The organism is Bradyrhizobium rifense, from assembly GCF_008123425.1.
GTDB classification, from domain to species: domain Bacteria; phylum Pseudomonadota; class Alphaproteobacteria; order Rhizobiales; family Xanthobacteraceae; genus Bradyrhizobium; species Bradyrhizobium rifense.
Genome location: NZ_VSSS01000041.1, coordinates 117,336 through 131,126, shown reverse-complemented (window position 1 = coordinate 131,126; position 13,791 = coordinate 117,336). Strand labels below are relative to the sequence as shown.

Sequence of the window (13,791 nt, the reverse complement as noted above, 5' to 3'; positions counted from 1 at the left end):
TTGCGCTATTGAGCTTGTCATATTTATAAGATGTACACATTTAAGTTGCGGAGTGGTTCATGCTCTCGAATTACACCCCTCTCGTCGATCTGGATTGGAAGGATTTCAATCCGTGGGCGGTGACGCCGGTCACGCATCGCGTTGCGGATGACCCAAGATTCCGAATCGAGCAGTTGGTTGAATTGGCTAAACGTCTCGATAGCAAAGGACGAATCCGCGCCCATACCAATTCAGCCGAGGCCGCCACATCATTTGCTAATGCCCCGGAGCTGCATCCAATAAACGACGACCCGGTGCGAACCATTGAACATATCCAGGCGGCCAAGGCCTGGATGTCGCTGCTTAACGTCCAGACCGACCCGATCTATCGCGAGTTGGTCGACGAGGTTCTGGATAGTGTGCGCCCAAATGTCGAACTCAAAGACCCGGGTATGAGCTATCGTGGTGGTTGGATCTTTGTCAGTTCGCCAAGAACGGTCACGCCGTTCCATATCGACAAGGAGCATAACTTCATACTGCAGATCAAAGGGCAGAAGACGGTCTATGTCTGGGAGCCCGACGATCTGCGGGTGGTCAGTGAACGCGCCCGCGACAACTTTCATTCCCGGCACGATCGCGAACTGATTAGATGGCGAGAAGAGTTCCGAGAGATGGCGCATTGTTTCAAGCTAGGCCCTGGACAGGGAGCCTACATGCCGTCCACCAGTCCACACCTGGTTGAGGTCGGGGACGAACCCTCCATTACGGTCAGTTTCACTTACTACACCGACAGCACCCGCCGTGACAGCCTGATTCACAAGGTGCGGGGGCGTCTGGCGGAGATGGGCATCAACATTGCTCCGTCGCTTGGTGCGAGGGTTTTCGACGAAGCGCTGTATTTCGGCGCGCGAGCCGCTCGCACAGCGACGCGCATCTCCTACCGGGCGACCGGACGACGGATTGGTGAAGAGACCGCGGCGTACGCTCGCGCGGAAGGCGCATAAGGTGACTTTAGAATCCAAACAAGATCATATGACCACCATCCAGGGAGGCATGTGTCTATGCAGAATGACATCGATGCGTATGAGCTCCGCGCGAAGCCTTAATTCGCTTCTGGATTGTTCGCGGAACCGCTTAGTGACGGCGCGAGCCTGAAGCGATGAGTTTGTGGGACGACGCACGCCAAGAATTGGATATCTGGGCAAATTCAAAGCTGAAAGCTCGGTTCTGGATTCGCGACGACGATGCTTTTGAGGTATCATCGGACTTAGAGCGACTTCGCAACGTTGCCGTTCGCTTCGATACCAAGATCGGGCTCGCGATCATCCCCGGAAAGATTACTCCGGGCCTGCAGGAGTTCCTTGCCGAAAACATTCAACACTTTTATCCGATGTGCCACGGTTGGAAGCACATCAACTACAACCTGGGAAAGAATCCTGCAGAGTTCGGGCCAGACCGACCGATCAGCAACATGATTGTGGACGCAGAGTTCGCACTACAATCGTTCAAAGAGTGCTTCGGCTCGTCACAGCCGATATTTGTGCCGCCCTTCAATCGCATTACGCCCGCCCTGATCAAGGCGTTGCCCCAAGTAGGATTCGCGGGCGTTTCCCTTATGCCGAATCATATCGAGCGGAAACTCCTGCAGCTGAATTCTTGGATGAAGTGGGGTGGAATAATCACAATGCCTCGATTCAAGGACGGCATCCGGATTGACGTTCACCTCGACGTCATAGATTGGAGAGCCAGAACAGCTCAAAATACAAAGATCGTCTCTAATCTCCTTGTCCAGCAGTTGCGAGGCAGAAGGCTGGGCGTTGTGCCAGTCGATACCCCAATTGGATTGCTCACACATCATTTGGCGCACGATGAGCCAATCTGGCGCGCCATCAACGAGACGCTCGACTTTCTCAGATCACATGAATCAGCGGACTTTATCGATGTGGGCCAATGGATTGACGGCAATTCTGCCGCCCCTCAATACGGGTAGTCTCTGATGCCGAATCGAACGTCAAAACCACGAATTTGTCAGAATACTTTGTGTTTCGACGACGAAAGTCGCTATTACGCAGACGACGCGGACGGAATTGAATAGAGGAGCAACATTGCCGTTGCACCCGCCGGAGAACAGTGAAAGCTTTCTAGAAGCTGGTACCAATACTCTGCAATCTCCTTTGGAGCAGTGGCAGCTTGGCTTACCGGCTCGACCGGCATGCGGTGAAATTCACGTGTGGCGGCTGCGATTTTCCTCCCCCAAACTAGCCGAATTGGGCTGGCAATTTATGACCAATGACGAACGGGCACGGGCTGAATTATTTCGATTCGCACCAGACCGAGAGCGCTTTTGTCAAAGCAGGTTTCTGCTCCGACAGGTGTTAGGCGGATATCTCAAGCAGGATCCGGCTAAGGTGCCCGTCATGCCGGGGGCGCACGGCAAGCCAGAACTGGACAGCGCGATCTCATCGCACGGCCTGCAGTTTAACCTGACCCATAGCCACTCCGTGGCGCTGCTAGCGATCACCACCGGCCAGACAGTCGGGATCGATGCTGAAGACATCGCCCGCTTCGGCAACCCTGACGTGGCCGGATTGGCTGACAGCTTACTGAGCAAACGCGAGATTGAAGTCTTCATGTCTCTCGATCAGAAAAGCAGAATTATCTCTTTTCTTCGATGCTGGACGCGGAAAGAGGCGCTATTGAAAGCAGTTGGAATAGGCCTCCTCGCGAAGCTTGATGACTTCGAGGTTCCGATGGACGACCGCAAAATATGGAGTGTTCAATGGCCACCCGATCACAGGCCCGACGCGTCAACGTTCCAGATGGCAGATTTATCTGGACTCGGTTATTCGGCAGCGGTGGCAGCCCCCATGATCTCGGGGCCCGTACAGCTCTTCGAACTTCATCATCCGGAATTGGCAACCCGTTACGGCAATGAGGCCCCGCCTCTTTGAAGGAAAGGCTCACCATGCGAACCGGAAAAAGCGTCGCCGCTGCTGCAACCATATCTTTGGCCATTCTGCTCTCCGCAAATTGCTCATCCGAGGCACAGGTTTCAAATTCGGCCGACTGGACGCCCCTTGCAAATTCTGAAAAGCCGATCACCATTCGAGGCACCCCATACGCCGTCGAGTCCGCCGGTTCCAAGTGGGGCATCCGCCAAAAATCTGTTGGTGCAATTGACATAACGCGCTTCGAGGTACGCGCGGGAGATATATGGAGCGAAGACCGTGCGTCGGGTGAAAACAAGGAGCGTTCCGAGTTCGATGGCTACAAGCGTCGGTTTGAATATGGCTCTGATGTTTGGGGCGCATATTCCTTTCTCGTTGAACCCGGCCCGGAATATCAATCCGATTGGACGGCCATCAGTCAGATGCACGGATCCAAAATCAGGCCTTTTCACATGCACTTCAAATTAGGTCGCTTGACTATCTACTGCGAGTCTTCGGGACCTCACTCAGGATTACAAACAAGTACCATCTACAGTGAGATGCTGAGTCGCAATGAGTGGCATCACGTTGTCTTTCATCTGCGCGAGGGCGTCCCCAACGGGAGATTCGAATTCTGGCTCGATGGCAGGAAGGCCGTCGATTTTTCAGGAATGATAGGGGCGCCTGGCAATCAAGCTTACTGGAAATTTGGAATTTACCGAGGCTACGGGCCGATCGCTACGCCGCTCGCAATTCAATTCGCCAATATGGAAATCGGCCCGACCGAGCTTCTTTCCAGAGTAGCGACACCACTGTCCGTCGAATGAGGACAGCCCAATGGATGCAGCGACACCACTCGCGTAGCGGACTGCATGCTAACGTTGCAGCATCATTGTTGCGCCTATTTTCCGAACGGTCGAACGATCAGAAACCGCACTATCCTGCGCGCGCCATGCTCAGTGTCCAGTGGATATGGGCTGTGTCACGATAGTGGTGGCTGTCCCTGAGCTAAGCGCTTTTGCCGAGTTTGCAAGCGAAACTGGATCCTGCGCTGTCGCCACAATTGTGCGGACGAAGGTCAAAAATTTGGTCGATTCCACAGATGCTGCATTCGAAATGTAAATCACGTCCTTGTTGCGCATTTCGAAGCTCGACGTAAGGAAATAGCCTCCCGCGTCGCGCAGATCTGCTTGATAGATGATCGGGATGACAGGTCCTTCAAAGCGCGAGATGTCGACCCCGAGTTGCTCTGCGACCTCCCGCGTTTCACCGCGGTAGAGGAACACGGACGCCGGGTCAGCCAACTGGTCGCTGAGGCCCGTGGCCTTCGCGATCGCCTCAGACATCGAAACGCGCCACGCTTCGAACGGAAATTGACCTTGGCGGCCCGAAGCTCCGAAAGCCAGGAACGTCTGCGGCTCTCGATACACGTAGATCATATCTCGCGGACGAACATAAATGTTGTTCGCAGGCTCATCGATGAGGGCACCAAACGGGGCAACTGCCTTCTTGCCGCTTCGCTCAAGAACGACCCAAGATTCGTTGCCAGCACCCAGAAGCCCCCCAGCCCGTCCGATAGCCTCCAGCAAATGCTCTCCGCCGGCGTTTGCTGGGTATCGACCAGCGGCGCGCACGTCCCCCAACACGGTAAAGGCGGACGAACGCTGCTCAAGCAAGGTTACGACAGCATTGGGCTCAAGCGAGCGCTTCTTGAGGGCGGCAACGATCTCGCTTTCGATCTCCGCCGTGGTGTGCCCCTTGGCTTGTATTGGCCCTGCCGACGGCACTGTTATGTTGCCGTCCGGTCCCACCGCCTGGGGCGGAACGGTGAAGAAATTGCCGGGGCGCACTCCCAGATCATTCTGCACAAACAGGCCTGCACCCGTTTCATATACGGTTACGCCAAGAATATCCCCTATCTCCACGACAACCCGCTGGGGCCCTCGCCTATCGGCGATCCGACCCGCGATCCTTGGGGCGTGAGCCGCAAGGACCTTCATCGTCTCCGGCCGCAGCCGGACGAGAGCATACGGAAATTCGCTCTGGCCAGAAGTGATGTCCCAGCTCTGCGGGCCAGCAACTGGCATAATACCACACCCGCCTACCAGCGAGGAAATTAGCGCCGTCAGAAATACCAGCCGGAAATGCATGCCCCTACCCCTGCCACACTACGCTCTAACACGCTTGGGCTAAGGAGTAAGATGAGCCAGCGGCCGGCAATTTAATATTTTCAACCAAGTGTTTCCTGAAAAGCACAATAAAAAGACGGGAGTGACCAGCGAGTTACATTCCGGCGGCTTAAACCCCATTGTCGGGAGTTTGAGCACCAGATTTTAGCCGGTTTGGGTAAATGGTCCGTAGCGCCACTCCTCGACATTTCAGGCCCCTCAACCCGACGGGCCGAATCACCTTCTCTCTTGAGTTTTGCATATTGCCGAGGGAAATCTCGATCTCGCGGGCCGGAAGCACAGGCGATGCTTCCGGCAGTGCAGCGATATCAGGAGAGAACCGCCTCATTCGGCCCCCTCTCAAGCAGTGCATTCAACCAGCATTCAGGCTTTCCCGGTTCGCCTCAGGACAAGCGACATTGCTGGCAGTTGAATGGACGATCTTACTCCGGATTGAAGCCTCCGGAGGGTGCCGCTTCTTAAGGATTCCGAGAGCGAATCCACCTGCGGAAAGATGCCAGGTCAGGACACTAAAGAACCCCAAATTCAATGACTTTGTCCTGATCGCCATCATCGCGACCGGCGCCCCGGCGGCGATCAACATCGTCAGTGTCGGCGGGGCAAATTGGGCCACCACCACCGAGCAGATCCAATAGGCCCAAACGCCGATCGAGAGAGGAACAATTCTCACCTCGCGCAGCGCGCGTTCAACATATCGGCCGGCCATCGCCGCACGAAAGAGTTCGCCAGCGCTTAGGAAACGGCCGCTGAGGATCCGGTGCCAAAGCAGCGGCCAAGTCCCCATCGCATAGCTGTAGTGGTCCACGGCCTTATCCTCAAGCCTAACCAGCCGCCAGCCTTTCGTCCGAAGCCGAGCCCCAAGATCGTATTCCTCGAATGCATGAAGGTTTCGGTCGGAAAGGTATCCAGCTTGCGAAATCGCAAGGCGCCGGTAGAGACCGCCCCCATTGAGGCAGTGAACGTCAGTCGAGCCCTTCTTGGCCGCCCGCTGAAACCGCTTGATCCGACCCTTGAGCTCAAGATTATCAGTTCGCATCTCGTGGATGTACCCGCCAACCCCTGCAACCTCAATCTGATCATCCAGGATAGTGATAGCTTTGCGGATGAAGTCGGCATCGAGCTCCATGTCACCATCGAGGATGTAAACATAATCTCCCCTGCAATATTGATAACCCAGCTGAGGCCCGACGCCGCAACTCCTCTCGGAGACGTCTTCCAGCACCGCCACGGTCGTTGGGAAATGCTTTGCGATCGTGACGGTCTCGTCCACCGATGCGCTGTCGGCTACAATGACCTCGCCGTCGTAGTCTGCGACCGCGGCAAGCCCGCTCTCAATGGCTCTTGCGACGTTAGCGGACTCGTTGAGCGTCTTGATGATGATGCTGATCTTAATCATTTGTGATCTATGCGCCCCAAGGTACCGGGCCAAAATATTATTCTAGCAAGAGATTCAATCTGAACTCAACGTGACACCCCAATTGACGAACAACATCCTAAACGCATCTGCTCGTCATCACGATAATGCCCGGTACATGCCGAACCATTTGCCATAACGGGCCCCAAACCTGCAATCATCGAGTGCTTGTCGATTGTATAGCGGCCTCAAGATCGAGCTTCCTCCGGCTTGAAAATGAAACCCTGCCCGGCTGGAAGCTCTGGGAAGCGGAGGCCTGTAGACCGTACCCACTGAGTCAGCGCCTCGCGGCGTCCTTCCATGGATCAGGAACCGGTTCGCTCGCTTGAGAGAGGTCGCGCGTCAATCAGGTGCATGGCTTCCGATGATTGGGCGGTCAAAGGGCGCGTTTATGAGCTTGCCGCTCCAAGCCTGCGATGGACGATCGATCGCGATGGCACGGCAGCCGATCCATCCAACGCTGTGACTCGGCCCGAGCGCCGATCAATCGCCGCGACGATCTCTCCTTCACGGCTTTAAATAATTTAAATGTTTACGCGGCTCGGTTTTTGGTTATAGTGCCACGGTTAATTTTAAGTAAATACGTCGAGAATTTCAAAACTACTCAGCGATTTCAATTAGTTCGGTGCTGGTTTGACGGACGGCTCTGATATTCGCGGGCAGATTGATCGGTTTCGGCCGCAGCCCGCTGGAGGAACTCTTCGCATTTCGGGGAGCGCCATTCCCTATCTGCTCTCTACGATCGACTTGACTGTCATTCTCCTGTCGAGTGCGATCGCAGGGAGCGCTTATCAAATCTTGATCAGCCACGACCAGCTGAACCTGCTTCCCTATTTCGCCATCGGAACCCTTGCAGGACTGCTGTACGTTTTCCGAATGAGTGGAAGAGATCACTACAGCTTCCCAAACGCGATGCAAGCGCATCTCGAGACCGGCGCGATCATGTCTTGCTGGTCCGTGACGGCGCTACTGTTAGCGCTGCTTGCATTCCTGCTTAAGATTGGCCCGAGCTACTCACGAGGCGCGTTCGTCGCCTTCAGCATTCTCGCGCCATTGCTTCTATTCGGGGCACGCAGCATCGTGAAAGCGGCTCTAGCTGCGGCCGCATCGCGTAAGATCGTAGGATGGCGTCCCATCGTGCTGATCGGCTCATCGAGCGAAGTTGCAGCCTTAAGACGACAACGATTGCTGAAGCAGTTTGGCACGGGAGACGTCAAGATCTTTCTGCTGAGCGACGCCAACAGGCCGGATGCCATGCATGCGGATGTAAGCACCCTGAATTTGGCCAGCGACTTTGCCAGACGCCACGATTGCCTGGAAATTCTGGTTGCGTTGTCGTGGACGGAAGCAACACGTTTCGAACTCATTCGCAGTCGCCTGAAGGCTCTTCCAATGGCCGCGTGGCTACTACCTGACGTCAACGTTCGCTCGCTGACGCAGGGTGCTTCGTCCGAGTGCCTTCGTAAACTCGCCGTTCATATTCAAAGTGCGCCGTTGAGCGATGCCCAGTGCCTGATCAAGCGCACAGCCGATATTATCCTAGCCGCCCTGGCGCTACTTTTCCTGTCGCCGATCATGGTCATCACAGCGATCGCTATCAAATTGGACAGCCCCGGTCCGATCATTTTCCATCAGGATCGGAAAGGCTTCAACAAGAGGCGCTTCACAATATTCAAATTCCGAACCATGACGGTTCAGGAGAACGGCTCAGCAATCGCACAGGCGACCCGGAATGACCCCCGCGTAACTGAGCTTGGACGCATTCTGCGAGCCATGAGCGTGGACGAGTTGCCGCAATTGTTCAATGTCTTGCGGGGAGAGATGTCACTGGTTGGACCTCGCCCTCACGCACTCGCCCACGACGACCAATTTGAACAAATGTTAAGCGACTATTCCGTTCGTCAGCACGTCAAACCGGGCATAACTGGTTGGGCCCAATGCAACGGGGCCAGAGGGGCAACTCCGACCGTAGATGACATCGCCGAACGGGTTCGGCTGGACCTCTGGTATATCAATAACTGGAGTCTCAGGCTCGACGCCAAGATTCTAGTCAAGACGTTCTCAGAAGTACTCAAGCAGCGTAATGCTTACTAAGATCAGGGCTTGGCGCTTTCATATCTCGTAGACCGAACCTCTGGAAGTTCGAAACCAGTAGTCTTGTGATAAGAATTGTTCGTCATGCATCAGCCAGCTTTCGGGCGAGCGTGTCTTTGGGGGCAGTGCTGGGTCGGAGATGATCGGGCAACGGGCTTCCCCACGTTGTCCCAACTCTGGCGATTACACTCGTCAGCATGAGCGAACCAAAGGAAGCGCTTGTCAAAGTCATCGCGATTCTGTTGTCGCTGTTCGTTCTATGGGCGCTTCGTCGAGCGTCTTGGGCTCGGCGCGAGCCGCTCCGCGAGCGATTGTTGTGGTGTCTGGTCGCAGCTGGCGCGTTCGGCTACGTAAACTTCGGGGGTTTCCATACGGACGGCACGCCATTCCACATCTGGGACCAATATCATTATGTATTAGGCTCGAAATATTTCCCCGAACTTGGCTACGATGGTATTTACGTTGCAACAATCGAGGCATTTGAAGAGAAAGATCCGACATTCGTCCCGCCACCTCGGATCCGCGACCTTAAGACGAACGATGTGGTGCCACTCGCGCGATTGGCGGAGCTACAACACCAAATTCGCATGCGTTTTTCCGATAGTCGGTGGGCCGCATTCCGCGAGGACGCGACACACTATCGTATCCACCAGGACATCTTTCTGGATCACGGTTATAATCCGCCCCCCTCTAGGATCGCGATCGAACGAATATTCACGGCATGGCTTCCGTTTCGGCAACTTAGTGTCGCTCTCTATGCGTCCGTCGACTTCTTGTTGCTCGCTATTGCCAGCGTAGCAAGAAAAGGCACGCGCAATTCAATTCGCGCTCGGATTTATCGGCGTCGGCTTCCTGCTGGTCGCCTTAGGCTGCATGGCCGGACGCGGCGCGGCAGGGTGGCTAGAATCGGCACAGCGCCTGTCGCTGCTCGGCGGTGTAATGGGGCCCAACGCTGTTGGACTTATGGTCCCATTCAGTTCGAGTCTCAGCAATATGCGCGGCGAACTTGTCGATCCGTCGAGCTTATATGTTTATACGCGAATTTCGGCTGACATTATCATGACTAAGCGCGAGCACATTTGGTACATCATCCTGGCAAGCGCAGCTTTGACAGCCATGTGTCTGCGCGTCATATGGACGACGCGCGATGTCGTCACGGCGTTTGCGTCTGGTGTGACAGCAATTATGATCATGGCTACACCCGGCTGCTACTATGCTTCGTTCTTTGTACTTCTAGCGCTGGTAAAACCATTGCGAACGGCAACTTCGTTTTTTGGTAGCTAATCTGTTCATGTATTTGGCTGCTGTAGCAGTCGTCCTGCTTTCTCGGCATGGCGTCATTCAGCTCAACGGCGCCGCACTGTACGTGCCTGTATCCATTCTGCTGCTGTTGGCGCTGCTGGATTGGCTTTGGATCGCGCTGCAGTCGAGCGTTCCGCAAACACATCTATTCGTAACCGGAAGTTATCGAACGGAGACGTAGATCTTTTGAGGCGCGCGTAGCAGTTCTGAAATTCACGGAATGACGCCGGCGCCGAATGCGAAAGGCTCGCCTCCTCGTCTGGAGCGCTTCATCTGCCCGGGCGCGTCGATGGATCCGGGTTGATCGTCGAGCGGGGGCGGCAGACAACCACGGCAAATGACCAGTTTCTGATTCAGCTTTTCCTCGGCTGCACGATTGATTGCCTCCAGAGCAGCTACCCATTCCTTCGAATAAGGAGTCATCTTGGCCAGCTCGTCTTCAGACGGTACGTTGTCTGGTGTTTTCGGCCCATTCGCTGCCGGCACTTCGAAGCCAGATTTGCGAGATTTGGAAAGTTTAACAAAATGCGGGCGCGGGACTGCAACAATAGGAAGCCCGTCCGGATGAGAGGCGGCGTACGCAGAGCGCTGCACGAAGCTTCTGGTGTCTCTGCAACATCCGGAAAGAAAGGAGGCAATAGCCAGAATGAGTAGGAAGTGCCTGACCATTGCGGCCCCTTACTATTGCTTCGTAAGTGACCACTGGATTATCGAAATATGGTAAATATTCAATTATTGCCGCAATAGATTTAATTGCACGAACCAAACGGTCTCGACCCATGCCGGCACGTAGAACCGCCGCAGCGTGAACCTCTCTTCGGTCTGCTGTTTGCGAGTCACGCCTCGACTCTGACTGGCGAGGCGAGGGAGGCCCTTCATGCCTCGTGACAGGGGGATCCTCTCTCAGAGCGTTGGTAGTGCTCACCATTTTGAAGCCGTCTGAGAACTCGAGCAGGCAGGAGTACATGGTCCCGAGCGCGATCACGCGACACCGCTGTCCCTGCCGCCCCTCATTCTTCCAGCGATACGTATAAGGAAATCCTGGGCGGGAAAAGTCGTCGGTCATTGGCCAAGACTTGCATCTCGCTTGGGTGGGGATGAACGCCGCGGGCTAGACTTGATCGGATCAGTTGCAGAACAACTGGTTCCCATATCGCTGGCAGGAGCGACCATTACTGAACATGGTCGTGTTCCCGTATGTCTGCGCCGTAGCGCCGTTACTAAAATACGAGCTGTTCCCATAGGTCTGAAAGCTTGTCCCATCGCTATTATAGGTTGTGCTCCCGAACCGCCGCGAAGTATCTCCGTCATTCCAATAGGTAATACCTCCGTTGCGTGCGCTCGATAGTCCGCTCGATCCGCAAGGAACCTGTCCAGCCACGGTTTGGCAGTTCTGAGCTTGAGCTGAAGATGCCCATAGCAGCAGTAACCCAAAAATGAACCGCATAACTGTCTCCCGTGGCATAAAAACTATGCCCTGAACTTATCTCGAAGCTTACCATAGCCCCGCTCCAATGAAAGCGCTCTACGGCTGCGGACGCATCTGCTCAACCAATCAAGCAACTCCAAGAGACGCACCCCTTACCGATCCACCTGTCATTCAGACCTGTACCGGCGCCGTAAACCAACGGCGCGTTTAACCGTACAGTTGACTGGGTAAGATGTTAATAATTCACATTTCCGAGTCCCGCCGATTATCCAAGAGAATTTTGGTGATGTCCCGTGAAGGCAATTGATTTTACGGTCGTAGTTCCGACGTTTCGACGGCCAGACCAACTCCGCGAGGCGATCTCGAGCGTACTTGGTCAACGTGAGGCGGAGATCGAGATTATTGTCGTCGATGACAGCCCAGAGCGGTCTGCCGAAGCCGTCGTCGCAAGCGTCGGCGACGCACGCGTCACCTACCTAGCTAACCCGAAACCGTCGGGGGGCTTTCCAAGCGCCGTCAGAAACCTGGGTTGGCCAATCGGACGCGGAGATTTCGTACATTTCCTTGATGATGATGACATCATCCCACCCGGGCATTACGCTACCGTCAAGGAGGCTTTTGCAAAAAACCCGAATGTAGGCGTAGTATTCAGTCGCATCGATCCCTTCGGCGATTGCTCGCCTTCCCAACTGCAGCATGAAAAGCGCTACTTTAACAGAGCCGCACGGCTCGCGATGTTCTGTGAGCGCTTTCGCTCAAGACGCGTTTTTGTTGCATGCCTCATGTTCCATTGGGCTCTGTTAGTTTGCAGTGCAGTGATGTTGCGCCGACGATGCCTTGAGCAGCTCGGCGGTTTCGACGCACAGCTTCGCCTCCGCGAGGACATAGACCTTTATGCTCGAGCAATGCGACAATTTGACGTGTGCTTTCTCGATCGCGTTGGACTTAAATATCGCATTGGAAACCCGTCGCTTATGCACGCGCCTGAGCTCACCCAATTGGATCTCGACGATCTTCACGTCGCACAACATCTAACAAACGCAAGGTACAAGTCGACTTGGGGCAGCTTCGAATTTTACGCTTTGAAGTTATTTGCTCGCGCGATATTCATTTTTGTATAAGCCGATTATGGCAGAGTTAATGTCTCCGATTGTCAGTAGGCTGTCCCACACCGACGCCTTCCAGAAGCTGCGTTGTGAATGGGAGAATCTTGATAGCAGCTTGACCCCTCGCATGCCATTTACGTCGCCCATCTGGAACGAGCTTTGGTGGAAACATTTCTCTCGGTCTGGGCTGTTGCGGCGCGACGAATTCTTCGTCCATGAAGTTCGAAGGCCCGACGGGCAACTTCTCGCGATTGCTCCGCTGATGCGCACTTACGAACCAAATATCGGCCCGCTTCGCGTGTCCAAAGTACAGTTTTTCGGAGCGGATCCGAGCCTTACTGAGGTTCGAGGCCTTGTATGCAAAGCCGAACATCAGCGTGACGCGTTGTCCGCTCTCGCAAAGCACTTTGGCGAGAAAGAAAAGAACTGGGATGTCTTCAAATGGAGCGGCATTCGTTCCGACGCCGTCGTCCAACTGCCTCAGGGCAAACTGAGAACCGAACGCATTCTTCCTGACTACATCGTGAACCTACCAGGCTGTTGGGAGGACTTTCACTCAACCCTTTCCAACAACACCCGCAAGAGCATCAGGAAAGGGTACGAGTTCCTAGACCGCGACAGGCATAAGCTCGCCCTCCGCGTGACCGAATCACCCGACCTCAAAGATGAGGTTTTGCACCGTTTCTTTCGTCTGCATCAGGCTCGGTCATCGGCTGCAGACATGAAGCAGCACCGTGATAACTTCCATACGGCTCAAAGCCGTCGTTTCCTCGATGATATTATCGGCGCAATGGGATCGCGCGGGCTGGTCCGTATTTTCGAGCTCGAGGTCGACGAAGAGATTGTGGCATCACGGGTTGCCTTTGGCCTGGGCCAAGACATCTATCTGTACTTTTCTGGTTTTGAGCCTAGCTGGAAAAAGTACGGTGTGATGACGACTCTCGTAGTGGAGATCATCAAATGGGCGATCGGGCACGGTTTCTCCACGCTCAATTTGTCGACAGGCAAAGACCAATCAAAGCTCCGTTGGTTGCCAACGGAAATTGCTTTCCACGACATCGTTCAGTCGACAGAATCGATCCGCAGTCAGCTTGTTGCCAAATCTGAACTTTGGAGACGAGGCGCTCTCAAAGGCCTCCCATAGCTTTTCACTAGAACGTCATCGATGACTTGGCTGCTTGCGCGTTTCTGAAGTACTGGAAGCAGGGCACAGTACACACGCATTACAACAATCTACTCGGCTACTGGCGAATTCGTCGAGCGGCGGTTAGCGAAGGAACGTTCGGCTGCCGGGAATCTCTTGACGGAATGCCGCACAGCTGTACGACGAGAAACCAAGAACAAGCGGTCG

The 13,791-nt window shown here is 54.7% G+C and carries 11 protein-coding genes; 8 read left to right on the top strand and 3 right to left on the bottom strand.

What is annotated here, in order from left to right; genetic code table 11:
• The first annotated feature begins 59 nt into the window (after nt 1–59).
• The 4 genes from FXB40_RS26625 (at nt 60) to FXB40_RS26610 (ending at nt 3,733) form a co-directional block, all read left to right on the top strand.
• Entirely contained in the window at nt 60–983 is a 924-nt protein-coding gene (locus FXB40_RS26625) for a cupin-like domain-containing protein (RefSeq protein WP_148775099.1), read from the top strand.
• A gap of 155 nt (nt 984–1,138) precedes the next feature.
• A complete protein-coding gene (locus tag FXB40_RS26620; RefSeq protein ID WP_148775098.1) occupies nt 1,139–1,969 on the top strand; it encodes a polysaccharide deacetylase family protein in 831 nt (276 codons plus the stop codon).
• A 115-nt stretch (nt 1,970–2,084) separates the two neighbouring features.
• Entirely contained in the window at nt 2,085–2,930 is an 846-nt protein-coding gene (locus tag FXB40_RS26615) for a 4'-phosphopantetheinyl transferase family protein (RefSeq protein WP_148775097.1), read from the top strand.
• A 14-nt stretch (nt 2,931–2,944) separates the two neighbouring features.
• Entirely contained in the window at nt 2,945–3,733 is a 789-nt protein-coding gene (locus FXB40_RS26610; protein WP_148775096.1) for a heparin lyase I family protein, read from the top strand.
• Nucleotides 3,734–3,862: 129 nt separating this feature from the next.
• Here FXB40_RS26610 and FXB40_RS26605 read toward each other — a convergent pair whose 3' ends face one another.
• Nucleotides 3,863–5,056 carry a polysaccharide biosynthesis/export family protein gene (locus FXB40_RS26605; RefSeq protein WP_148775095.1) on the bottom strand — a complete coding sequence of 398 codons (1,194 nt, stop codon included), beginning with the start codon at nt 5,054–5,056 and terminating at the stop codon, nt 3,863–3,865.
• 391 nt (nt 5,057–5,447) lie between these two features.
• The gene (locus FXB40_RS26600; protein WP_148775094.1) at nt 5,448–6,491 is read right to left on the bottom strand and encodes a glycosyltransferase family 2 protein; all 1,044 of its coding nucleotides are present in this window, start codon (nt 6,489–6,491) and stop codon (nt 5,448–5,450) included.
• Nucleotides 6,492–7,160: 669 nt separating this feature from the next.
• Here FXB40_RS26600 and FXB40_RS26595 point away from each other — a divergent pair.
• Nucleotides 7,161–8,603 carry an undecaprenyl-phosphate glucose phosphotransferase gene (locus FXB40_RS26595; protein ID WP_347339783.1) on the top strand — a complete coding sequence of 481 codons (1,443 nt, stop codon included), beginning with the start codon at nt 7,161–7,163 and terminating at the stop codon, nt 8,601–8,603.
• Between the two features lie 873 nt (nt 8,604–9,476).
• Nucleotides 9,477–9,887, top strand: coding sequence for a hypothetical protein (locus FXB40_RS26590; RefSeq protein ID WP_148775093.1), 411 nt, complete (start codon nt 9,477–9,479; stop codon nt 9,885–9,887).
• A gap of 231 nt (nt 9,888–10,118) precedes the next feature.
• On the opposite strand, the gene FXB40_RS26585 is transcribed toward FXB40_RS26590, so the two are convergent.
• Entirely contained in the window at nt 10,119–10,574 is a 456-nt protein-coding gene (locus FXB40_RS26585; protein WP_148775092.1) for a hypothetical protein, read from the bottom strand.
• A 1,053-nt stretch (nt 10,575–11,627) separates the two neighbouring features.
• Here FXB40_RS26585 and FXB40_RS26575 point away from each other — a divergent pair.
• Both FXB40_RS26575 and FXB40_RS26570 read left to right on the top strand, forming a co-directional pair.
• Nucleotides 11,628–12,455 carry a glycosyltransferase family 2 protein gene (locus FXB40_RS26575; protein ID WP_148775090.1) on the top strand — a complete coding sequence of 276 codons (828 nt, stop codon included), beginning with the start codon at nt 11,628–11,630 and terminating at the stop codon, nt 12,453–12,455.
• 19 nt (nt 12,456–12,474) lie between these two features.
• Entirely contained in the window at nt 12,475–13,584 is a 1,110-nt protein-coding gene (locus FXB40_RS26570; RefSeq protein ID WP_187437159.1) for a GNAT family N-acetyltransferase, read from the top strand.
• Nucleotides 13,585–13,791: the final 207 nt, after the last annotated feature.